The sequence below is a fragment of the Pseudoduganella namucuonensis genome (assembly GCF_900116645.1).
In the GTDB taxonomy this organism is placed as follows: Bacteria; Pseudomonadota; Gammaproteobacteria; order Burkholderiales; family Burkholderiaceae_D; genus Rugamonas; species Rugamonas namucuonensis.
The window spans coordinates 60134-83093 of sequence record NZ_FPBO01000018.1 but is presented as its reverse complement, the minus strand read 5'-3'; the positions used below and the strand labels follow the sequence as shown (position 1 = coordinate 83093).

17 protein-coding genes and 1 pseudogene are annotated in these 22960 nt (G+C 69.9%); 9 read left to right on the top strand and 9 right to left on the bottom strand.

Features of this window, described 5'->3' with window-relative positions; all coding sequences use genetic code 11:
• Nucleotides 1–5 precede the first annotated feature (5 nt).
• A complete protein-coding gene (locus BM436_RS19145; protein WP_093557127.1) occupies nt 6–1046 on the bottom strand; it encodes a zinc-dependent alcohol dehydrogenase family protein in 1041 nt (346 codons plus the stop codon).
• A gap of 200 nt (nt 1047–1246) precedes the next feature.
• Between BM436_RS19145 and BM436_RS19140 the strand changes: the two genes are divergently transcribed.
• Both BM436_RS19140 and BM436_RS19135 read left to right on the top strand, forming a co-directional pair.
• Nucleotides 1247–2083, top strand: a complete 837-nt coding sequence (locus tag BM436_RS19140) for a universal stress protein (protein WP_093557126.1) — start codon at nt 1247–1249, stop codon at nt 2081–2083.
• Nucleotides 2074–4629 (top strand): cation-translocating P-type ATPase, encoded by a 2556-nt coding sequence (locus BM436_RS19135; RefSeq protein WP_093557125.1) that lies wholly within the window; start codon nt 2074–2076, stop codon nt 4627–4629. The genes BM436_RS19140 and BM436_RS19135 overlap by 10 nt, the downstream gene beginning before the upstream one ends.
• 80 nt (nt 4630–4709) lie before the next feature.
• Here the strand turns inward: BM436_RS19135 and BM436_RS19130 are convergent, their stop codons facing one another.
• Complete coding sequence (locus tag BM436_RS19130) at nt 4710–7400, bottom strand: bifunctional acetate--CoA ligase family protein/GNAT family N-acetyltransferase (protein ID WP_093557124.1); 2691 nt, start codon at nt 7398–7400, stop codon at nt 4710–4712.
• A 162-nt stretch (nt 7401–7562) separates the two neighbouring features.
• On the opposite strand from BM436_RS19130, the gene BM436_RS19125 reads away from it, so the two are divergent.
• The 3 genes from BM436_RS19125 to BM436_RS19115 all read left to right on the top strand — a co-directional run bounded on the left by BM436_RS19125 (nt 7563) and on the right by BM436_RS19115 (nt 11773).
• Nucleotides 7563–9851: a protein-disulfide reductase DsbD family protein gene (locus tag BM436_RS19125; protein ID WP_177307348.1), complete on the top strand. Its 2289-nt coding sequence runs from the start codon at nt 7563–7565 to the stop codon at nt 9849–9851.
• 24 nt (nt 9852–9875) lie between these two features.
• Nucleotides 9876–10478 carry a redoxin domain-containing protein gene (locus tag BM436_RS19120; RefSeq protein WP_093557122.1) on the top strand — a complete coding sequence of 201 codons (603 nt, stop codon included), beginning with the start codon at nt 9876–9878 and terminating at the stop codon, nt 10476–10478.
• Nucleotides 10479–10693: 215 nt separating this feature from the next.
• Nucleotides 10694–11773 (top strand): M35 family metalloendopeptidase, encoded by a 1080-nt coding sequence (locus BM436_RS19115; protein ID WP_093557121.1) that lies wholly within the window; start codon nt 10694–10696, stop codon nt 11771–11773.
• 68 nt (nt 11774–11841) lie between these two features.
• Here BM436_RS19115 and BM436_RS19110 read toward each other — a convergent pair whose 3' ends face one another.
• Complete coding sequence (locus tag BM436_RS19110; protein WP_093557120.1) at nt 11842–12348, bottom strand: hypothetical protein; 507 nt, start codon at nt 12346–12348, stop codon at nt 11842–11844.
• Between the two features lie 103 nt (nt 12349–12451).
• Between BM436_RS19110 and BM436_RS19105 the strand changes: the two genes are divergently transcribed.
• Both BM436_RS19105 and BM436_RS19100 read left to right on the top strand, forming a co-directional pair.
• Nucleotides 12452–12721 (top strand): hypothetical protein, encoded by a 270-nt coding sequence (locus tag BM436_RS19105; RefSeq protein WP_093557119.1) that lies wholly within the window; start codon nt 12452–12454, stop codon nt 12719–12721.
• Nucleotides 12722–12833: 112 nt separating this feature from the next.
• Nucleotides 12834–13091 carry a hypothetical protein gene (locus BM436_RS19100; RefSeq protein WP_093557118.1) on the top strand — a complete coding sequence of 86 codons (258 nt, stop codon included), beginning with the start codon at nt 12834–12836 and terminating at the stop codon, nt 13089–13091.
• Between the two features lie 9 nt (nt 13092–13100).
• Here BM436_RS19100 and BM436_RS19095 read toward each other — a convergent pair whose 3' ends face one another.
• The 3 genes and pseudogenes from BM436_RS19095 to BM436_RS19085 all read right to left on the bottom strand — a co-directional run bounded on the left by BM436_RS19095 (nt 13101) and on the right by BM436_RS19085 (nt 17268).
• The gene (locus tag BM436_RS19095; protein ID WP_143133223.1) at nt 13101–13541 is read right to left on the bottom strand and encodes a carboxypeptidase regulatory-like domain-containing protein; all 441 of its coding nucleotides are present in this window, start codon (nt 13539–13541) and stop codon (nt 13101–13103) included.
• A gap of 80 nt (nt 13542–13621) precedes the next feature.
• Nucleotides 13622–15906, bottom strand: a pseudogene (locus tag BM436_RS19090) (FdhF/YdeP family oxidoreductase).
• Between the two features lie 150 nt (nt 15907–16056).
• Entirely contained in the window at nt 16057–17268 is a 1212-nt protein-coding gene (locus BM436_RS19085; RefSeq protein WP_093557116.1) for an NAD(P)/FAD-dependent oxidoreductase, read from the bottom strand.
• Between the two features lie 144 nt (nt 17269–17412).
• Between BM436_RS19085 and BM436_RS19080 the strand changes: the two genes are divergently transcribed.
• Entirely contained in the window at nt 17413–17952 is a 540-nt protein-coding gene (locus BM436_RS19080) for an RrF2 family transcriptional regulator (RefSeq protein ID WP_093557115.1), read from the top strand.
• Here the strand turns inward: BM436_RS19080 and BM436_RS19075 are convergent.
• From BM436_RS19075 to BM436_RS19065, 3 genes are all read right to left on the bottom strand, one after another.
• Nucleotides 17949–19412: a S41 family peptidase gene (locus BM436_RS19075; RefSeq protein ID WP_093557114.1), complete on the bottom strand. Its 1464-nt coding sequence runs from the start codon at nt 19410–19412 to the stop codon at nt 17949–17951. The two genes, BM436_RS19080 and BM436_RS19075, sit on opposite strands and share 4 nt — an antisense overlap.
• A 66-nt stretch (nt 19413–19478) precedes the next feature.
• Nucleotides 19479–20657, bottom strand: coding sequence for an NO-inducible flavohemoprotein (gene hmpA / locus BM436_RS19070; protein WP_093557113.1), 1179 nt, complete (start codon nt 20655–20657; stop codon nt 19479–19481).
• Between the two features lie 285 nt (nt 20658–20942).
• Nucleotides 20943–21785: a type 1 glutamine amidotransferase domain-containing protein gene (locus tag BM436_RS19065; RefSeq protein WP_093557112.1), complete on the bottom strand. Its 843-nt coding sequence runs from the start codon at nt 21783–21785 to the stop codon at nt 20943–20945.
• 105 nt (nt 21786–21890) lie between these two features.
• Here BM436_RS19065 and BM436_RS19060 point away from each other — a divergent pair, with 105 nt between their 5' ends.
• On the top strand, nt 21891–22805 hold the full coding sequence (locus BM436_RS19060) for a LysR family transcriptional regulator (RefSeq protein ID WP_093557111.1): 915 nt from the start codon (nt 21891–21893) through the stop codon (nt 22803–22805).
• Nucleotides 22806–22960: the final 155 nt, after the last annotated feature.

Genomic DNA, 22960 nt, shown 5'->3' with positions numbered 1-22960 from the left:
CGCCGTCAACCGGGGGTGATGATCATCTTCAGGGCCTGGGTCTCGGCCGCGTTGACGAAGGTGGCGTAGGCCTGGACGATCTCGTCCAGCGTGTAGCGGTGGCTGATCAGCCGTCCCGGGTCCAGCCGCCGCCCCTGCACCGCCTTCAGCAACTGCGGCGTCGACACGGTGTCGACCAGGCGTGTCGTGATCGTGATGTTGTGCGACCAGAGCCGCTCCAGGTGCAGGTCCACCTTGCAGCCGTGCACGCCGACGTTGGCGATGGTGCCGCCGGGTGCGACGATGTCCTCGCACAGCTCGAAGCTGGCAGGGATGCCGACCGCCTCGATCGCCGTGTCGACGCCGCGCCCGCCGGTCAGCTCCAGCACCGCCAGCGCGGCCGCCTTGCCGACCGCGCGCACCGTGTGGGTGGCGCCGAACTCGCGGCTGACGGCCAGCCGGTGCTCGTCCAGATCCACCATGATGATCTCGGCCGGGCTGAAGAACTGGGCGGTCATCAGGGCGGCCAGTCCGATCGGCCCGGCGCCGACGATGCACACCACGCCGCCCGGTCGCACCTTGCCGTTCAACACGCCGCACTCGAAGCCGGTCGGCAGGATGTCGCTCAGCATGACCAGCGCCTCCTCGCCGCTGCCGGCGGGGATATGGTGCAGGCTGGTGTCCGCGTGCGGGATGCGGACGTAGTCGGCCTGGGTGCCGTCGATCTTGTTGCCCAGTATCCAGCCGCCGTCGGCGCAGTGCGAATACATGCCGCTCCTGCAGTACTCGCAGCGGCCGCAGGACGTGATGCAGGAGATCAGCACCGCGTCCCCCGGCCGGAAGCCGCGCACGGCGGCCCCGGCCGACTCGATCACGCCCACGCCCTCGTGGCCCAGCGTGGTGCCGGGTTTGCAGCTGGGCACGTCGCCCTTGAGGATGTGCAGGTCGGTGCCGCAGATGGTGGTGTGGGTGACGCGCACGATGGCGTCGGTGGCCTCGCGGATTTCCGGCCGGGGCTTGTCGCGCAGGACCGGCAGTCCCGGGCCCTCGTAAACCAAAGCACGCATGGTCGCTCCTTGAAAAGGTGGTGGCAATGGGACCACGATAGGCCCCTCCGGGGTTCCAGTCACGGGCGCGATTTGACCTGGATCAAGGCCGGGCGATATTCAATCGCCGCTTGACCATCCTTCGCGGCGTTTGATCCAGATCAAGGCGCGCGCCGCCTCCGGGCGCGCACACTGGATCGCACATCCAACCGGGAGCCATCATGTACAAGACCATCCTCACCCATATCGACCAGTTCACCGACTTCGAACCGCGCCTGCGGGTGGCCGCCGCGCTGGCCGAGGCTTTCCAGGCCCATCTGGTCGGCGGAGCGGCCAACGGCGCCGACCAGATGGACCGGCTGCTGTTCGGCGCGGCCGCGCTGGCCAAGCTGCCGCCGGCCCCCGAGCCGCCGCTGCAACGCGGCGCCGTGGAGCAACTGCGGCGCTTCGAACAGGCCTGCGCCCGCCTGGGCGTGGCCTCCTACGAGACCCGTCTGGCCGACGGCGGCGCCCTCGAATCCCTGGTGCTGCAGGCGCGTTACAGCGACCTGCTGGTCACCGGCCAGGCCGACCTGAGCGAGCCGGCCATGTTGTGGAGCGCGCGCCTGCCGGGCTACCTGGCCCTGCGCAGCGTGCGACCGCTGCTGGTGGTGCCGCAGCGGGCCGGCGCCCCGATTCCGGGCCGGACGGTGGTGGTGGGCTGGAGCGGCAGCCCCGAGTCCAGCCGCGCGGTCGCCGGCGCCCTGCCGCTGCTGCGGCGCGCCGACCTGGTCAAGGTGGCGGTGTTCAATCCGCAGCGCGACCAGCTCATGCACGGCGCCGAGCCGGGCGCCGACCTGGCGCACTGGCTGGTGCGCCACGGCGTGAAGGTGGAGGTGGTGTGCCGCGACACCTCGCTGGTGGCCGGCGACGCGCTGCTGCGCCTGGCCGACGACAGCGGGGCCGACCTCATCGTCGCCGGCGCCTACGGCCATACCCGCTTCCACGAGTGGGTGCTGGGCAGCACCACCGGCTCGCTGCTGGGCCAGGATAAGACCGCGGTCCTGCTGTGCCATTGAACGGCCCGCCGCCGCACGGCGGGACGGCGCCGCCGCCGTCGCTCGACAGCGAGGCGGCGGCCCGGCTGCTGGCCGAGCACGGCCCCAACCGGCTGCCCGAGCCGGCCCGGCGCCGCTGGTGGCATATCGCGGCCGGCGCCGCGCGCGAACCGATGTTCGCGCTGCTGCTGGCCGCCGCCGGCCTGTACCTGGCGCTGGGCGAATTGCGCGAGGGCCTGTTCCTGGCCTGCATGGTCGCGCTCACGCTGGGCATCACGCTGTACCAGGAGGGCCGCACCGAGCACGCGCTGCAGGCCCTGCGCGCGCTGAGCGCCCCGGTGGCGCTGGCGGTGCGCGACGGCGTGCGCGTCACGCTGCCGGCCGCCGGCCTGGTGCCGGGCGACCTCATCATCCTGGGCGAGGGAGACCGGGTGCCGGCCGACGCCTGGCTGATCGAGGGCAACGGCGTGCGCGCCGACGAATCGCTGCTGACGGGCGAATCCGTGCCGGTCGACAAGGCGCCGACGCCGCTGCCGGGCGCGCCGCAACCGCCGGGAGGCGACGGCCTGCCGTGGGTCTATTCCGGCACCTTGATCGTGCAGGGCCACGGCATGGCGCGCGTGGCGGCCACCGGCGCGGCCAGCGAGATCGGCAAACTGGGCAGCGCGCTGCGCGAGCTGTCCCCGCCGCCCTCGCCGCTGCAAAGGCAGGGCGCGACGCTGGCGCGCAGGCTGGCGGTGGCCGGACTGGCCGCCAGCGCCCTGCTGACGCTGCTGCTGGCCAGCCGCGACGGACTGTGGGTGCCGGCCTTGCTGGCCGGTATCGCGCTGTCGATGTCGATGCTGCCCGAGGAGTTGCCGGTCATCCTGACCGTGTTTCCCGCGCTGGGCGCATGGCGCTTGTCGCGCCGCCGGGTGTTGACGCGGCGCCTGGCCGCCATCGAGACGCTGGGCTCGACGTCCGTGCTGTGCGTGGACAAGACCGGCACGCTGACCGAGAACCGGATGGCGGTCGGCCGCCTGTGGTGCGCGGGCGGCGACGCCACGCCGCGCGCCGGCGCGTTGACCCCCGAGCAGGAAGCGCTGCTCACGGCGGCGCTGCTGGCCAGCCACCCGCGCTCGCGCGATCCGATGGAGCGCGCGTTCGCCGAGCTGGCGGGCCGGGCCGAGCCGGGCGCGGCGGCGGCGGCGGCCGGGTTGGAATTGTTGCGCGAGTACGGCCTGAGCCCAAGCCAGCCGGCGCTGGCGCAGGCCTGGGGCCGCGCCGACGGCGCGCCTGCGGTGGTGGCGATCAAGGGCGCGCCCGAGTATGTGCTGGGGCTGTGCGCGCTGACGGCGGACCAGCGGGCCCTGGCGCTGCTGGCGGCCGAGGACATGGCGCGCCAGGGCCTGCGGGTGCTGGCCGTGGCGCACGCGACGCACGCGGGCGACGCCTGGCCGTCCGGGCCGGAAGGGTTTTCCTACTCCCTGCTGGGCCTGGCCGGCCTGGCCGACCCGCTGCGGCCCGGCATCGCCGAGGCGGTCGCGGAGTGCCGCGCGGCCGGCGTGCGCCTGCTGATGATCACGGGCGACCACCCGGTCACCGCCTGCGCCATCGCGGCCCAGGCGGGCATCGCCACCGGCGGCGTGCTGCGCGGGCCCGACCTGGACGCGATGGACGACGCGCAACTGGCCAGGGCGCTGGCCGGCGCCGGCGTGTGCGCCCGCGTCCGGCCCGAGCAGAAGCTGCGCATCGTGCGGGCCCTGCAGCGCGGCGGCGCGGTGGTGGCCATGACGGGCGACGGCGTCAACGACGCGCCCGCCTTGCGGGCGGCCGACGTCGGCATCGCCATGGGGCAGCGCGGCACGGACGTGGCGCGCGAGGCGGCCCAGCTTACGCTGCTGGACGACAGTTTCGCCTCCATCGTCGAGGCGATACGGGCCGGCCGCCGCATCTACAGCAACATGCGGAAAGCGGTGGCCTATGTGCTGGCGATGCACCTGCCGATCGCAGGCCTGGCGCTGCTGCCGCCGCTACTGGGCTGGCCGGTGCTGTTGCTGCCCATGCATATCGTGTTCATGGAACTGATCATCGATCCCGCCTGCTCGCTGGCCTTCGAGGGCGAGCCCGAGGAGCGGGACCTGATGCGCACGCCGCCCCGGCCCGCCGGGCGCTCGCTGTTCGGCCGCGGCCTGCTGCTGCGCGCGGTGCTCCAGGGTGGCGCCATGCTGGCGCTGATCGCGGCCGCTTATGGCGCGGCGGCTACGCTGCTGCCGGCCGACCAGGCCCGGGGCTTCGGCTTCGCCGTGTTGGTGCTCGGCAATCTGGCGCTGCTGCTGGCCAATCGGCGCCAGGACGGCGCCGCCGGCGCGCTCATGGTCCGCAATCCCGTGTTCTGGGGCATCGTGGGCGCGGCCCTGGCCGCGCTGCTGGCGGCCCTTTACATGCCGGCGGTCGGCGCCATCTTCCGCGTGGCCCCGCCGACGGCGCCGGTGCTGGCCGCCGCCGCCGTCACCGGGCTGGCGATGATGCTCGCGCTGCACCTGTTGCGGGAACGGCGGCCGGACCCGCCCGCGGCGTCGGCCTGAAGGTCTGCGCCGCAAGCCGACAGCCCATCGGCCTTGGGCGTGGTTCCCAGGCCGCCCGACCGCGCGGGTCCGTCCGGCCCCTATACCAGCGCGCCGGCGTCCGGATGCAGCAGCAAACGCATCTCCGCGGCGTCGTCGCCGGCGGCGACGCTGAAGCCGAGCTCGCGCGCCAGGGCCAGCATGCGGGCGTTGTCCGGCAGCGCCGTGCCGCGCAGTTCGCACAATCCCTCGGCGCGGCAATACTCCAGCAGGCGCGCCAGCAGCAGCCGTCCCAGGCCCCTGCCCTTCAGGTCGGAGCGCACGGTGACGGCGAATTCGCCGCGGATGTTGTCGGGATCTGCCACCACCCGCGCCACGCCCAGCGTCTCGGCCTGGCCGCCGGCGCCGGTGCGGGTGGCGATGAAGGCCATCTCGCGCGCATAGTCGATCTGGGTGAAACGCGCCAGCTGCGCCGGCGTCAGCTCCCGCAGCGCCCCGAACATGCGGAAATGCACGTCCTCCGGCGTCAGCGCGGCGAAGAACGCCTGGTGCGCGGCGCCGTCCTCCGGCCGTATCGGCCGCACCAGCAAGTCCTGCCCTTCCCAATGCACGGTGCGCGCCAGTTGCTCCGGATACGGCAGGATGGCCAGCCGGTCCGCCCCGCGCGCGCCCGGCGCGGCCGGAGCCAGCCGCATGCGCGCGTCCAGGGCCAGCACGCCGCCGGCGTCGGCCAGCAGCGGGTTGATGTCCAGCTCCATCAGCTCGGGCGTGTCGGCCGCGAACTGGCCGATGCGCACCAGCACGTCGCACAGGGCCGCGCGGTCGGCCGGCGGCCGGTCGCGGTAGCCCGCCAGCAGCCGCGCCACGCGGGTGCGGTCGATCAGGTCGGCCGCCAGCACCCGGTTCAGCGGCGGCAAGGCGATGGCCTGGTCCGGCGCGGCCTCGACGGCGACGCCGCCCTGGCCGAACAGCACCACCGGGCCGAACACGGGATCGGTGCTGACGCCGACGATCAGTTCGACCGCGCGCGGGCGCCGCGCCATGGCCTGCACCGTGAAGCCGGCCGTGCGCGCGCCGGGCCGCAGCCGCGCCAGCCGCTCGCCGATGGCCTCGGCCGCCTCGCGCAGCGCGCGCTCGTCGGCGATGTCCAGCACCACCCCGCCCACGTCCGACTTGTGCGTCACGTCCGGCGAGAGCAGCTTGAGGGCGACCGGATAGCCGAGCCGCGCCGCCGCCCGCGCGGCCTCGCCGGCGGTCGCCACCGTCGCCGTGCCGACCACCGGGATGCCGTAGGCGGCGAGGATGGCCATCGCCTCGGGCGCGGCCACCGCCGTCTCGCCGCGCGCGAGCACGGCCCGCACCAGCGCCCGCGCCGCCTCGCGGTCCGGCGCGCCGCTGCCGCCGGCGGACGGCGCCTGCATCAGCAGATTCTGGTTGCGCCGGTAGCGCACCTGCTGCAGGAAGGCCTGCACGGCCGCCTCCGGCGTGTCGAACGCCGGCACCCCGGCGTCCTGGCACAGCCGCCGCGCCTCGGCCACGCTGGCGCCGCCCAGCCAGCACGTGAGCACCGGCCGGTCCGCCGCGCGCAGCAGCGGCAGCAATGTCCGGGCGATCGCGGCGCTGCCGGCGATGGCGGTGGGCGCGTGGATCAGCAGCAGCGCGTCGGAATCCTTGCCCGCCAGCAGGGCCCGCAGCGCGGCCTCGTAGCGTTCCGGGGGCGCGTCGCCGATGATGTCGACCGGGTCGCCGTGCGACCAGTTGGACGGCAGCGCCGCCGACAGCCGGGTCAGCGTCTCCGGCGCGAGCGCGGCCAGCGCGCCGCCGCCGGCGATCAGCGCGTCGGTCGCCATCACGCCCGGGCCGCCGCCATTGGTGAGGATGGCCAGCCGCTCGCCGCGCAGGGGCTGGCGGCGCGACAGCATCTCGGCCGCGTCGAACAGCTCGCCGGTCGAATAGACGCGCAGCATGCCGGCCCGCCGCACGGCCGCGTCATAGACCAGGTCGGACCCGGCCAGCGCGCCGGTGTGGCTGAAGGCCGCGTGGGCGGCCTCGGCGGCCCGTCCCGCCTTGACGATCAGCGTGGGTTTGCCGCGCGCCGCGCCGCGCGCCGCCGACATGAACTTGCGCGCGTGGCGCAGGCTTTCCACGTACAGCAGGATGGCGTCGGTGCCGGGATCGGCCGCCAGGTAATCCAGCAAGTCGCCGAAATCGACGTCGCTGCCGTCGCCCAGCGAGACGAAGCTGGAAAAGCCGATTTTGCGCGCGGCGGCCCAGTCCAGCAGCCCGGTCACCAGCGCGCCCGATTGCGACACGAAGGCCAGCCGCCCGGGCAGCGCGTTGACCGGCGCGAAACTGGCGTTCAGGCCGATGCCGGGCACCAGCAGGCCCACGCAGTTGGGTCCCAGGATGCGCAGCAGATGGGGCTGGGCCGCGTTCAGCATGGCCTGGCGCAGGGTGCCGCCGTGGCGCGCGGCGCCGTCCATGCCCGCGCTGAGCACGACGGCGGCCCGGCAGCCCAGTTCACCCAGCTGGGCGATCAGGCCCGGCACCGTCGGCGCCGGCGTGCAGATCACCGCCAGTTCGGGCGCGCGCGGCAGTTGCGCCAGCGAATGGAACACGCGGCGCCCGTCGAACGCGCTGTGCTTGGGGTTGACCGGATAGATGTCGCCCTTGAAGCCGCCGGCGAGCATGTTGCGGTACACGGTCGCCCCCACGCTGCCGGGGCGCTGCGAGGCGCCGACGATGGCGACCGACTTCGGCGCGAACAGGAATTGCAGATTGCGGATGCTCATATTCTTCCCCACGTAATGGACCGTCCCGCGAGGGTAACGAAAGCGCCTGCAAAGATTCATGATTCAGATCAAAATGACGCGAAAGGATCCGTGCTCGGCTCCGTTCGCGGCGACAATCGCCCCATCACAGAAAGGTGGCTGATGGCAAAACTGATGCATTGGATGATCGCGCTGACCGCGTCGGCGTTCCTGGCGGCACCCGCCATCTCGGGGCAGGCGGTCATCAAGACCGATCACGTGCGCGCCGAACTGCTCGCGCACGCGCCGCAGGGGGTGCGTCCGGGCGGGCAATTCAAACTGGGCCTGCTGCTCGAGCACCAGCCGCACTGGCACACCTACTGGAGCAACCCCGGCGACTCGGGCCTGCCCACCACGGTGTCATGGACCTTGCCCGCGGGAATGACCGCCGGCGGGATCGAATGGCCGGCGCCCCGCAAGTTGCCGCTGGGACCGCTGACCAACTACGGCTACGAGGGCAAGGTCTTGCTGCCGGTGACGGTGGACGTGCCCGCCAGCTACCGGCCCGCAGCGGACGGCAAGGCGGTGGAGTTCTCCCTGCACGCGGAATGGCTGGTTTGCAAGGAGATTTGCCTGCCGGAGTCGGGGGACTTCAGGCTGTCCATTCCGGGCGGTGTCCCGTCCACGGCGTCCGCCGCGCTGTTCGATGCGGCGCGGAGGGCCCGGCCCGCCACGCTGCCGGAGGTCCGCGCCACGGCGCGGGCGGGCGCGGCGACGCTGGCGCTCGACGTGCAGGGCTTGCCCGCCACGCTGCGCGGCAAGGAACTCGACGTGTTCGTGGCCGACGCCGGCGTGATCGACCATGCGGCCCGGGTCGCGCAGCGCTGGGACGGCGGCGTGCTGAGGCTGGCGATCCCGCTGTCCGCGCAACGCAGTGAAAGCCCGGCGAAGATGGAGGCGGTGCTGATCCACCCGGCCGTCGCGGGCGGCGTCGCGGTGCCATTCGCCGTGGACGGCGGCTGGCCGGTGTCCGGCGCCGGCACATCGACCGCGGCGCTTTCCGCCGCCACGCAACCGTCCACGCCCTTCGCGGCCTCCCCTTACGCGGGGGCCGCCGCCGCCCAGCCGTCCACGCCCGGGCCCGCCGCCACCCCGCCGATCGCGTCGGCTGCCATGGCCGGTGCCGGCTCCGGGACTGCGGCGGACGGGGCGTTCAACGCAGGCGCTGGCGCCGCATCGCCATCTTACGCGCCGACGGAGCCGCTATCGATCACCCTCGCGCTCGCGTTCGCCGGCGGGCTGCTGCTGAACCTGATGCCTTGCGTCTTCCCCGTCCTTGCGCTGAAGGTGTTCGGCTTCGCCCAGCACGCCCATGAGCGACGCCGCCTGGCTGCCGGCGGACTCGCCTACACGGCCGGCGTGGTGCTGTCCTTCCTGGCGCTGGCGGCCGCACTGTTGGCGCTGCGGGCCGGAGGCGAACAACTGGGCTGGGGCTTCCAACTGCAATCGCCTGCCATCGTCACGCTGCTGGCCGCCCTGTTCACGCTGATCGGCCTGAACCTGGCGGGCGTGTTCGAATTCGGCGGGATACTGCCGGCCGGCGTGGCCGGCTTGCGCAGCCGCCATCCCATGGTCGACGACGCCCTCGGCGGCGCGTTGGCCGTGGCCGTGGCCTCGCCCTGCACCGCCCCGTTCATGGGCGCCGCGCTGGGCGCCACGCTGACGCAGCCCGCCCCGGCTGCCCTCGCCACCTTCGCCGCCCTGGGCCTGGGCATGGCGTCGCCCTACCTCCTCGCCAGCCTGTGGCCGGGATTGGCCCGGCGCATACCGCGTCCCGGCGCGTGGATGGTGCGTTTCAAGGTGCTGATGGCCTTCCCCATGTTCGCCACGGTGATCTGGCTGATATGGGTGCTGGGCCAGCAGACCGGCATCGACGGCGCGGCCGCCGCGCTGGCCTTGCTCCTGGCGCTGGCGTTCGCCTGCTGGACTTTCGGCACGCCCGCCGCCAGCCGCTGGACGCGCGGCCTCCTGGCCGGCAGCGGCCTCGCCGTGCTGGCGGCCGCCGTCGCATGGACCGGACCCGTGCTGACGAACGTCCAAGCCGCGCCGGAAGCCGCCGCAACCGTGGCCAGCGCGTCCAGCGAGGCCGGCCAACGCTGGCAGGCCTGGTCCGAGGCCGCCCAGGAAACGGCCCGCCGGCAAGGGCGCCCCGTGTTCGTCGACTTCACGGCCGCCTGGTGCGTCACCTGCCAGTTCAACAAGCGCACGGCGCTGGCCGACGCGGCCCTGTTGCAAGCCTTCGACGCCAAGCGGGTGCTGCTGATGCGCGCGGACTGGACCCTGCGCGATCCCGCCATTACCCGCCAGTTGGCCGCGCTGGGCCGCAGCGGCGTGCCGGTCTACGTGCTGTACCGCCCGGGCCAGCCCGCGCCGCAACTGTTTTCCGAACTGCTCACAGCCGAGCAGGTTCGTTCCGCCGTAGCCACACTGTAAGCACCCAACCACAGGAGAAATGCAATGTACAAGGTATTGATCGCCGCCGCATTCATGACTGTTTCCACCGCCGCGTCCGCCCAGGCCGTCGTCGGCCAGGCAGCGCCTGCGTTCACCGCGACGGACACGTCCGGCAAGGCCGTGTCGCTGAGCGACTTCAAGGGCAAGTACGTGGTGCTGGAATGGGTCAATCCCGAGTGCCCGTTCGTGAAGAAGCACTACGACAGCGGCAACATGCCCGCCACGCAGAAGCACGCGAACGGCAAGGGCGTGGTCTGGCTGTCCATCGACACCACCGACGGCGTGGCGGGCAATCCCAAGGCCACCGCCGCGCTGGCGTCCTGGCTCAAGGGCCGCAACGCGTCGCCGAACGCCATCCTGGTCGACAGCGGCAAGATCGGACGCGCCTACGGCGCCCGCACCACGCCGCACATGTACGTGATCGACCCGGCCGGCAAACTGGTGTACGCGGGCGCCATCGACAGCAAGCCCAGCACCAACCCGGCCGATATCCCGGGCGCCATCAACTACGTGACGCAGGCCATCGACGAGGTCAGCGCCGGCAAGCCCGTCAGCCGCCCCATTACCCAGCCCTACGGCTGTTCCGTGAAGTACGCGGCCAGCTGAAATTCGCCAAAATGACCGCTAAATTTTAACAACGTCGGCCATTTTGTCTCAAATTAGACAAACGTTGCGCCAAAGACGCACGCTTTGCCAGAAATTCATGCTTTCGCGTCGAACAATGTTTACCTCGTGTCATGAGTATGTGACGATGTTTTACATGAGCCCGGCTCACAAGGCCGGGCTCAGTACTAAAACATCCCACTTACGGAGAGACACGAATGAACTGGAATCATGTGGTCAAGTTTGGCGGTTCGGTAGCGGCAATGAGCCTGTGCCTGGCGGCGAACGCCTCGAACGGCCTGGTGGCAAGCGTCAGCCTGGATAAACACGCGCTGGGTCCCAGCGACGACGTCGTGGTCAAGGTGACGATGACCAACACCTCGTCCGAGCCGCAGCGCGTGCTGAAATGGCACACCCCGTTCGGCGACATCGAGGAATCGCTGTTTGAAGTGACGCGCGACGGCGTGAAAGTCCCCTACGAGGGCATGCACGTCAAGCGTCCGGCGCCAAAAGCGTCCGACTACTTCGTGATCCAGCCCGGCAAGTCCCACACCGTGACGGTCGAGCTGTCCGCGCTGTACGACATGAGCGCCACCGGCGACTACTCGATCCGCTACCACACCAAGTCCAACAAGCTGTTCGACAAGGCCACGCAGGGCGCCCGCGCCAGCGACGAGAAGCAAGCGACGGTGTTGGAATCGGACGCCGTGTCCGTCTTCATCGAAGGCAACGGCAGCCGCACGACCGCCGCGCAGCAACTGTCCGCGGCGCCGGCGGCGACCCTGGCCGGCAGCCTGAGCTTCACGAAGTGCAGCGCCTCGCAGCAGACCACCATCACCCAGGCCATGGGCGCGGCCACCACCATGGCCAACAATGGCGACGCCTACCTGCAGGCGGGCACCGCCGGAACGCGCTACACCAAGTGGTTCGGCTCCTACGACGCAGGCCGCTACGCCACCGTGAAATCGCACTTCAGCGCGATCAAGGACGCCTTCGCCAACAAGCCGGTGACGGTCGATTGCGGCTGCAACAAGACCTACTACGCCTATGTGTACCCGACCCAACCGTACAAGATCTATGTCTGCAAGGCCTTCTGGACCGCGCCGCTGACCGGCACCGACTCCAAGGGCGGCACGCTGGTGCACGAGATGAGCCACTTCAACGCCGTGGCCGGCACCGACGACTGGGCGTACGGCCAGTCCGCCGCGTCCAGCCTGGCGATCAGCAACCCAACCCAGGCCATCGACAACGCCGACTCGCACGAGTACTTCGGCGAGAACACGCCGGCCCTGCAATAAGCTGAACTGCGCGTCCCGCTTCGAGGGGGAGCGGGACGCGCTTCGGGATGTCTCCCTATTTGTCTCCCCTATTTCGCCTCGTGCGTGAACGTCACCGCCGGCGCCGTCAGCGCCACCTCCGCCCCCGCCGCCTGTCCCAGCTTCTTCAAATCCAGCAGATAACTTCCCTCATAGCTCAGCCGATAGGTGCGCTTGCCCGGCTTGAAGGCGTAGCTGTTCGTGATGTCGATGGTGTTGCGATGCTTGGCCTTGGGCTTCAGCGTCAGGTAATCCTCCGCCGTCATCGGCCCGCGCTTGACCATGATGCCCTGGTACTCGACGGGCTCGCCGGTCGCCGCGTCCGTGATCTCGAACATCTTCCCGAACAACTCGTTCTCGCTGGCCAGGGCGCGCGGCACGTGCACCGCGTGCGCGCTCTGGTTATGCAGGGACACGCCCACCAGCACATGTCCCGCCGCCGACTTCACGCTCATCGTCAAGCTGAGTTCCTTCATGGGTCCCTCTTCCGCGTGCAGCGGCATGGCCGGCGCGATCAGCGCGGCCGCCGCCAGTGTGGCGATAGTCTTCCGGTTCAAGTTTGTCTCCCGTCTACAGTGAATTTGTGTGACGCGTCACATTTAACACCATGTTTGCGTGACGCGTCACATATAATAAGCCCAATCACTTCAGGAGGGCCGCATGGCGGAACAGGAAAAACGCGGGCGCGGCAGACCCGCCAAGGAAGATGCGCTCACTCCCGCCGAGCGCGCCAAGCGCTACCGCGACAACAAGCGGGCCGAGCGGATCGCCATCGCGATTAGCCGTGACGCGTCACGGGAAATGGAGCCGCCGGACGCGCCCAGCCGCCTGTTCGCGGAGCTGGACAAGGCGCTGGCGCGAGTGGATGCCCTGGAGCGGGAATTGGCGCAGGCGCGTGCAGAGATCGCCGCGCTCAAGATCACTAAATAAGCGTGACGCGTCACGAAATTAAAGTGACTTAGTTGCGGCTAGTCAAAGTAGCGCCCCGCCCTGTCCGCTTCCCCTATGCTGGGTTCATTGAAACCGGCACGACGGAGGATGCATGCAAACGGAACGACCCAAAGGCGGCGACGTGGTGCGGCCGATAGGCTGGCGCCAGAAAATGATCGTGGTGGGCGCCGCGCGCAGGACGCCGGGCGTCGAGGACGGCGTGTGCTGCCGCTGGAGCGACGACGACGGCGGCCATGAACAGGTCTTCAGCGCCCGCCAGCTGGAAATCGTCAAGCGCGGCGCCGAGTTCTCGGTCCCGGGACAGCAGGCGGCGCGTCCGCGGCGGCGCCTGGTCCTCCACCGCGGATAGCGCCCCCGCCTACTGCGCATCCCAATAGAACGCCAGCGAACGGTCGCCGTGCCTTGCCACGGTGATGACCTTCTGCTGCTGCCTGCCCGCCGCCGTCGCCGTGACCTTGTAGCGTCCCGCCGGCAATTGCGTGTAGAACAGCGGCCCCGCCTGATCAGCCTGCACCTGCACGCCGCTGCGCATGTCGCGGATGTCGACCGCCACGGCGGAGCGGTATTCGCCGCTGCCGCGGTCGGCGAAGGTGAGTTTCAGGTTGTAGTCCGGGCTCGCGGACTGCATGGCTTGTCGTTCCTCCATGCCCACCCCGCCCGTCACATAGGGTATGCCGTTGACGGTTTTCGGCACGGCGGCGGCCGTGTCCGGCGCCGGCGTCTGGGTCTCGGCCTGCGCCGCCAGCGGCAGCGCCATCGCGCCGGCCAACAGCCAGACGCCTGTCTTCGATCGGTTCATGGTGACCTCCCGGTGTTGTCCAGGAGGCCAGTATCGGATAATCGGCGCCACAGTGGCGCTCGCTTATGCAAGCCGCGCGCTCAGCGTTCGATCAGGATAGGCACTTCCTTGAAGGCAGGCGTGTTCGAGCCGCGCGCCGTCAGGTCCGGCGAGGACAGGGGCGTGAGCTCCGGGAAATAGCCGAACACGTCGTCGTTGAGGATGGGGTATTGCACTAGCCGATAGCCATGCACCACGCGTTCGACGCCGTCCAGGGAGGCCGCGCGCAGGCTCACGATCTCGCCGTCCAGGAAACCCAGCCGGGCCAGCGTCGCGGGACCGATGAACAGCACCTTGCGCGTGTGGTGCACGCCGCGGTAGCGGTCCACCTCGCCGCGCGGATCGTGATAGACCGTGGTGTTGTACTGCCGGTGCGCCCGCACCGTCGCCAGGCACAGCACGCGGTCGCCATGGCGCGCCCGCGCCCTCTGCATGATGGAATCGGCCGGCAAGGCGTGGGCCGCGAAATTGGCCTTGCCCGTGTCGGTCTTCCACACGCGCAGCGCCGCCGTGTTCGGCAGGTGGAAGCCGCGCCGCTGGCGGATGTTGGCGTTGTAATCCTCGAATCCGGCCACCGCGCCCTCGGCCACGCGTTCGATCAGGTCGCGCGTGACGTCGTAATCGCGGCCCATGGCGCGCCAATCGATGGCGGAATCCGGCAGCGTGTGGCGCGCCAGTTCCGTCACGATGTGGGGCTCGGAGCGCAGCTTGCCGCTGGCCGGCCGGTTGCGCCCGGTGGACGCGTGCACCATGCTGGCCGTGTCCTCCACGCTGACGAATTGCTGGCCGCCCGGTTGCTCGTCGTGCTCGGTGCGGCCCAGGCAAGGCAGCAGCAGGCCGATGGCGCCCGGATACAGGTGTGTGCGGTTCAGCTTGGTGGCGATGTGCACCGTCAGCTTGCAGTTGGACATGGCCGCCAGCACGCGCGGGCTGTCCGGACCGGCCACGGCGAAGTTGCCGCCCAGGCCGGTGAACGCGTGCACCGACCCGTCCAGCAGGCCGTGGATGGTGGCCACCGCGTCCAGTCCGGGTTCGGACGGCGGCGTGAAGCCGAACACCCGCTCCAGGCCTTGCAGCCATTCCGCCTTGGGACGGTTGGTCACGCCCACGGTGCGGTCGCCCTGCACGTTGGAGTGGCCGCGCACCGGCATCACGCCCGCGCCGGGCTTGCCCACGTTGCCGCGCAACAGCATCAGGTTGACCAGCATCTGGATCGTGGCGATGGCGTACTCGTGCTGGGTCAGGCCCATGCACCAGGTGGCGATGGTGGCGTTCGATGCGCCGTAGAGCTCGGCGATGTGCTCCATCTGCGCGCGCGACAGGCCGCTGTCGCGCTCGATGGCGTCCCAGGGCTGCGCCTGGACCACGGCCGCCATCTCGTCGTATCCAGCCGTGTGCTCGGCGATGAAGGCGCGGTCCAGGTGCCGGTCCGGCGCCAGCAGCGCCTTGATGATGCCGGTCAGCGCGGCCAGGTCGCCGCCCGTCCGCAACTGGTAATACTCGTCGGCGATGACGGTGCTGCCGCCGGTCAGCATCTCGCCGGCCGATTGCGGATCGGTGAAGCGCTGCAGGCCGCGCTCAGCAAGGGATTGAAGACGACGATCTTGCAGCCGCGCAGCTTCGCGTGGCGCAAGTCCCCCAGCATGCGCGGATGGTTGGTGGCCGGGTTCTGGCCGAACACGAAGATCGCCTCCGCGTGCTCGAAATCCTCGCGCGTCACGGTGGCCTTGCCCACGCCGAGCGACAGGCGCAAGGCGTCGCCGGACGACTCGTGGCAATAGTTGGACGAATCCGGCATGTTGTTGGTGCCGAAGGCGCGCGCGAACAGCTGGTAGGGGAAGGCCGCCTCGTTGCTGCTGCGGCCGGACGCGTAAAACACCGCGCGGTTCGGCGACTCCAGTTCTCGCAGGGCCTTGCCCGCCATGGCGAAGGCGTCGTCCCAGGCGATTTCGCGGTAGGTGTCCGAGGCGCGGTCGTACAGCATGGGGGCGGTCAGGCGGCCGATGGCTTCCAGTTGCCAATCCTCGCGCGTGCGCAGCTCCGTGACCGTATGCGCGGCGAAATACTCCGGCGTCGCGCGCTTGGGCGTCGCCTCGTGCGCGATGGCCCAGGCGCCCTGCTCGCAAAAGTCCACCGACTTGTCGGTCGGCGAATCCGGGTAGGCGCAGCCGGGGCAATCGATGCCCTGCGGCTGGTTCACATGCGGCAGCGCCTTCAGCGCAGGCAGCGGGCCGTTGCCGGTCAGCGCGCTGGCCGTGCCGCGCAGGGAACCGAAGCCGCCAGCGGGCTTGTCGTAGGCTTGAATGGGGATGATTTTGTCTGACACGAGGGCCTCCACATAGGCAAGGCGCGCACTTTACCACAAGGCCCTCCATGCTCAAATCCTAGCACAGCCCCAGCCCCAGCCGAAGCGGCCTGAGCCCCATTTGGGGCCTGGCCCCAAATGGGGCTCAGGCCGCTTGACGCCAGGCCACACTCAGCCGGCGACGGCGCGCGCCGGGGCGGCGGCGGCGAGCAAGGTGGCGCGGTCGGCGGATGGCGGGTAGATCCATTGCGTGTTGATCTTCACTTTCAAGGCCTTGGCGTCGGCACCTGCCATTTTTACTTGACGGTCCCAGCCTTCCGTGTAGACCGCGCCCCACCCGCCCAGGTCCAGGCAGGTCACGTAACGCGGCTGCCGGTAGGCCAGCGTCGGCAGGCCCAGCAGGTCGGCGGCGACGTTGTGGCCGGCGTGGCGGCCCATGTCGAGGGCGTGCTGGCAGGACATCAGCGCGTGCTTGCCCTGGTCGTCGACGACGGCGCTCGCCACATCGCCGGCGGCGAAGACGCCGGGGACGCCAGCGACGCGCAGGTCGTCCTCCACCCGCAGGCGGCCCAGGGCGTCGCGCTCGCCGGCCAGTTGCTCGGTCAGCGCGCTGGCGCGCGGGCCGCCGGTCCAGATCACCGTGGCCGCTTCGACGCGCCGGCCATCCGCCGTGCGCACGCCGCCGGTGTCCACCGCCACCACGGCGGCGCCCAGCACGCGCGTGACGCCCAACTTGTCCAGCGCCTCCTCGATCACCGGGCGCGGTCCCGCTCCCAGGTCCGGACCGATCTCGGCGCCGCGCTCGACCAGCACGATGTCGAACGCCGCATCCCCGCCCAGCGCCGCGCGCAGCCGCGCCGGCAGCTCGCAGGCGACTTCGATGCCCGTGAAGCCGCCGCCGACGACGACCACCGTGTTGCGCGCGGGCGTTTCTGGCAGGCTGGCGAGCCGCTTCAGGTGGCGGTCCAGCGCCACCGCCTCTTCAAGCTGGTCGACGCTGAAGGCGTGTTCGCGCAGGCCCGGCACTTCGGGGCGGTGCATGCGGCTGCCGCTGGTCAACAGCAGGCGGTCGTAAGACAGCGTCAGCCGCCCGCCATCGGCGGAGGTCGCCTCCACGCACTGGTCCCGCTGGTGAATGCGGTCCACCGTGCCCTGGATGTAACGCACGCCCGCCGCTTCCAGCAGCGGCAGGATGGGCGTCGTCATGCCCTCCGGTTCGCTTTCATGCAGCCGGGGCCGCATCGCCAGCACCGGCGCCGGCGAGACCAGCGCGATCTCGACCGGGCCATCCGCGCGGCCCTCCATGTCCAGCAGCCTGGCCGCGCCGAGCGCGCCCCACAGTCCGGCGAAACCGCCGCCGACGATCACAATTTTCCTGCTCATAGTCTTCCCTTTCAGATGATATTAAACTACGACTCGATTAATCGGAGTTTACAATACAACATGAGAGGCGCGCGGGCAAGCGCTTGCCAAGCACGGCGGGAGTGGTTATCCTAAAAACTACGATAGATCAAGTCGGGGTTTTGGATGTCTCATATCAGCACGGGCGTGGAATACGGCCTGCATTGCCTGTTATTCCTGGCCAATCCGGCGGGCGGCGCGAAGGAAGCCAGCGCCAAGGACCTGGCCGACCTGCAGGGCATCCCCGCCGAATACGTGGCCAAGCTGTTCACCAAGCTGAACAAGGCGGGACTGGTCAGGGCGACCGAGGGCGTGCGCGGCGGATTCGCGCTGGCGAAGCCGCCCGGCGAGATATCGGTGCTGGATGTGGTGGAGGCGATCGATGGCAGGAAGGCGCTGTTCGACTGCCGCGAAATCCGCCAGCGCTGCGCCGTGTTCGAGGATGAACAGCCGGACTGGTCGCAGGTGCCGCCCTGCACCATCCACATGGTGATGATGTCCGCCGAGCAGCGCATGCGCGAGGAACTGGCCGGCCACACGCTGGCCGACCTGTCCAGCCGGGTGACGTCGAAAACGCCGCCCGCCTACCACGCGGCCGTGGTGCAATGGCTGGGCAAGCGCGCGGCCGGCAAACGGCCGGGCCGCGCCGAACGGGAGCCGGGCTAGCGCCGCGCGGCCAGTTCCTTGCCGACCCAGCGCATCAAGGCGGCGTCGTCCCCCATATTGCCGGGATACGCCACGTCCGGCGTCATGGGCTCGCGGGTGGCCGTGGACGATAGAAAATACCCGGATGGCACGAACAAGGCCGCCCTGCCGCTCGGCAGCTTCACTTCGGTGGTTTCGCCGTAGGGGGAATAGCCCACGGTGGCTTCGCCCAGCACGACCGCCCCCTTTACGCGCCGTATCTGCTGCAGCACCGACTGGCACGAGCTGAAGCAGTTGCGGTCGATCACGGCGGCCAGTCGCGGCCCGCGTGGCGCGGCCAGGCTGAAGGGCTGCCGGATGGCGGCCGGGTCGCTGTCGTCGCCATCGATCAGGTCCACGGCGCGGCCGGCCTGTCTGGCGGCCGCCAGCTTCGCGGCGCTTTTCAGCAGGTAGTCCTTCATGGGCGCGAAATTGGGATGGGCGGCGAAGCGCGTGAACTGGTCTATCGTCGCCTGGTCCGCGATCGCGTAGCTGGCGGAGCCGGCGCCCTTCTCCAGGCGGTCCGCGTAGCCGCCGCCGTACATCGCGGCCAGCGCGTTCTGGCCCCAGGCGGTCGAGCCGCCGCCATTGCCGCGCAAGTCCAGCACCACCCATTTGGCCCCCTTCAGGGCCCGTAGTTTCGCGTAGACGGCCTCGTAGGCCTTGCCGCCGTCGCGCACGCCGAACGAGGGCATGCCTACCCAGTACATGTCGCGGGGCATGGGATAGACGTCCACCGGACGCGCCACGGCGACGCGGTCGCGGGTGGCGGCGTCCAGCCGGGTCTGGCTGACATCGGATGGCACGCCGCGCAGCGGCAGTTCGTAGGATTTGACGGCGCCATCCCCAAGCACGAAGGTGCAGCGGGCCGGCGCCCAGGCCAGGCCGTTCTGCCGCATGACCTGTTGCGCCAGCAGACTCATGGTGTGGGCGTATTCGCCCGCGTGGTTGACATAGGGCGCGACCCGGGTCTGCAGATAGGTGCCGATCCAGACGCCATCGCAGTCCCGGACCTCCGCGCCCCTGGGCGGCAGCGCCACCGGCCAGTTCGCTTCGCTCCAGGTGACGCGATAGCGGCCGTCCACGCGGTCCAGCATCAATCCGGTCCAGCCGGTGTCCCGCAAGTCGAGCTCCAGCCCGGTGTGCGGATCGCCGAAACCGCTGACGAAGCGGGCCAGCATGCGGTTATAGGCGATTTCATCGCCCACCAGCGCGGCCTCCGCCTGCGCGGCGCGCAGTCCGTGCTCCAGCGGCGCGGTCACGTTCAGGTGGCCGGCCACGGCGCCGAAATGCCGGCCGCGTATGGCATCGGCCGCCGCCCGCAGGTCGCGCTGCGCGAGTTCGGCCCATCCAGCCGCGCCGTCCGGGGTGGCGGCGGATGCGCCGGACAGCGCGCCGAATAGCGTCAGCGCCAGCGGCAAGGCTTTACGATAAGAAATCATGTCGATTTATTAAGAACGAAATGACGGATCGTAAAGCGCGCCGTTCCGGCGGTCAAGTCCCCCCGCTTATTGCAGCGCCTCGGCCGGACCGAAGAACTCGTAGTGGGTCTGCGCCTCCGGAACGCCCAGCTCGCGCAGATGCGTCTTGACCGCCTTCATGAACGGCGTGGGTCCGAGGAAATAGGCGTCCACGTCGCGCGACTCGGGCAGCCAAGCGGCCAGCGTGTCGCGGGTAATGTAGCCGGTGGCATGCGGTGGCACCGCGCCGTTGTCCTCCTCGTACACGTAATAGCGGGACAGCTGGGGATGGTCCTCGGCGAGCTGGTCGATAAGCTGGCGGAAGGCATGCACGCCCGCGTGGCGCGCGGCGTGGATGAAATGCACCGGACGGCGCGTGCGCAGCGCCGCCGACAGCATCGCCAGCGTGGGCGTGATGCCGACGCCGCCGCTGATCAGGACCAGCGGCTTGTCGCCCGTGCGCAGCGTGAACGCGCCGGCCGGCGGGAACAGCTCCACCGTGTCGCCGGGCTGCACGGCATCATGCAGGAAGTTCGACACCTTGCCGCCCGGCTCGCGCTTCACACTGACGCGGTAGGTCTCGCCATTGCTCTCGGCCGACAGCGAATACTGGCGGCGCATCTCCTCGCCATCCACCGTCACCTTGACGCTGATGTACTGGCCGGGCTGGAAAGCCAGCACCTTGCCGCCATCCACCGGTGCGAACACAAAGGACGTGATCTCGGCGCTCTCGGCGGTCTTGCGGACCACCTGGAACTGGCGGCCGCCGCGCCAGCCGCCCTCCGCCTCGGCGTTCGCGTCGTAGATTTGCTGTTCCGCGCCGGCCAGGATATCGGCCAGCTGGCCGTAGGCCGCGCCCCATGCCTCCAGCACCGCGTCGGTCGCCACCTGCGCGCCCAGCACTTCGCGGATGGCGCCCAGCAGCGCCGCGCCCACCATCGGATAATGCTCGCGCTGGATCTGCAGCGACACGTGCTTGTTGACGATGGTTCCCACCAGCGGACCGAGTGCCTCCAGCCGATCGATATTCGACGCGTACATCAAAATGCTGTTCGCCAACGCCCGCTGCTGCGTGCCGCCATGCTGGTGCGCCTGGTTGAAGAACGGCGCCACCTCCGGATACTCCCTGAACAGCTTCTGATAGAAGTGGCGGGTCAAGGCCTCGCCGCCCTCCTTCAAGATGGGGACGGTGGCGGTGACGATGGCGCGATGTTCTTGAGACAACATGATGAGTCCTTTACTGATGAATTACCGGAAGAAGTAAGAAGTTCAGTAGTGAATATACCCGTTTCCCTATAAACATGCAAATATAATATATGTTTAAAGTAAAAAGCGCCCAGGGCTATTTTTCCCGTACGGGAATAAAAGCCCTGGGCGCTTTTCCGGGGGGGCAGTGCTGTGGGGCGAGGCGCCACAGATGCACGGAGGCGACGGCACATGACGGCGCGGAAAAAAGCGCCCTGGGCTATTTTATCCATGCGGGAATAAAAGCCCTGGGCGCTTTTCGGGAGGTTAGCGGTGGGGGGCGAGGCGGGACAGCAGCGCGTCGGCGACGGCGATGGCGGAGGCGGGGTTTTGACCCGTGATGAGCTCGCGGTCGACCACCATGTGCGGCGTCCAGTCGGCGGCGCTGCTGTACTTGCCGCCGGCGCGCTCCAGCGCGGTCTGCGGCGTGTATTTCATTTCGCCGCCCTTCAGCATGGGCTTGGCCGCGTCCTCCTCGGTGTTGCTGATCACCGTCATGCGGTAGTCCTTGTAGATCCAGCCGGCGGCCGGCGCGGCGGAGGCGCCGGATTCCAGCTGGCCGACCAGCCGGCCCTTGTCGTCCAGCGCGGACAGCAAGGCGGCCGGGCCGTGGCAGACCAGCGCGGTGGGCTTGGCCGCCGCGTGGAAGTGCTTGAGCAGGCGTCCCAGCGCCGGGTTGCGCGTCAGGTCCTGCATGGGCGCGTGGCCGCCGGGCACGTACAGCGCGTCGTACCTGCCGTAACCGCCCTGCTCCACGCGCGCCAGGCTCACCACCGGCGAATCGGCCGCCGTGATGCGCAGCTTCTCCATCAGCGCCAGGTGTTCGGCCATGGCCGCCTCGCCGCCGAAGTACGACGGGTCCAGCGAGTTGCGGTCCACCGTGGGCGCCTTGCCCAGCGGCGTGGCGAAGGTGACGCTGTGGCCGGCGTCCAGCAGCTTTTTCACCGGCTGCATCAGCTCGTTGGCGTAAAAGCCGGTCTCGAAGCCGCGCCCGCCGCGCAGCTCCAGCCGGGCCTCGTCGGACAGCACGACCAGCACGTTGGCGGCCTGGGCGCCAGCGGCGGCCAGCAACAGCGCCGCGGCGGCGGCGTGACGGATCGAATGGTTCATGGTTGGGCTCCTGTTGATTTGTTGAATGACAGGCGCCAGTCTATTCATGCCGCTATAATCAATAAACAGCCACACAGACAAATCATTTGTTCCACAGAGATCATAATGCCACGCCAATTCGACTATCTGGGCGACGTGGAAGCCTTCCTCGCCATCATGGACCACGGCACCATCAGCGCCGCCGCCGTGGCGCTGGGCACCACGCCCTCCGTCCTGAGCCGTGCCGTGGCCCGGCTGGAGACGCGGCTGGGCGCGCAGTTGATGCGCCGCACCACCCGCCGCATCAGCATCACGGAGGCGGGCCAGGCCTACCTGGAGCAGGCGCGGGACGCCTTCCGCCTGCTGGCCGGCGCGGAGCGCGCGGCGCAGGGCCAGGGCGGCGAGCTGACCGGCACCGTCCGCATCAGCGCGCCCACCACCTACGCCCACTATCGCCTGCCGGGCTTGCTGCGGCCCTTCATGGACAGGCACCCGCGGGTGGTGATCGAACTGAGCATCGCCAACCGCAACGTCGACCTGGTGTCCGAGGGCTATGACATGGCGATACGCCTGGGCGAACTGAAGGACAGCGGCCTGGCCGCGCGCAAGCTGGAGGATGCTCCGCTGTGCCTGGTGGCCGCGCCCTCCTACTTGGCGCGGGCCGGCGCGCCGCGCGCGATAGCCGACCTGGCCGGCCACGCCTGCCTGCCCTTCGTCATGCCCAGCACCGGCAAGCTGGCGCCCTGGCTGCTGCGCGAGGACGGAGGGGACGTGGACTGGGTCCCGCCCGCGCGCCTCCGGGTGACGGACGACGTGCTGGGAGTCGTATCCTTGGCGCAACAAGGCTTAGGCATCTGCCAAACGTATGAATTCATCGCCGCGGAGCGCCTGGCGCGGGGCGAGCTGGTGGCCGTGCTGCCCGCGAACAGCGGCCGCGTCAGGGCTTTCTCGCTGATCTACCCGCCGCACCGCGGCCTGCCCGCCGCCTGCAGGGCGCTGATCGACGCGATCGCCCATGAAACGCACGGGCCCGCCGCGTAGACTTTCCTACAGCAATTGCGTATGCTTGCCCGGTGAACCTCATTCAACGACACAGGCGCCTTCGTGCGGCTGTCCATCCCTAGCAGACGATGCCGAGAACAGCAAGCTCAGGTAAATACACCTGGTCCGCTCGCCGATGGTTCGCACGCGTCGCC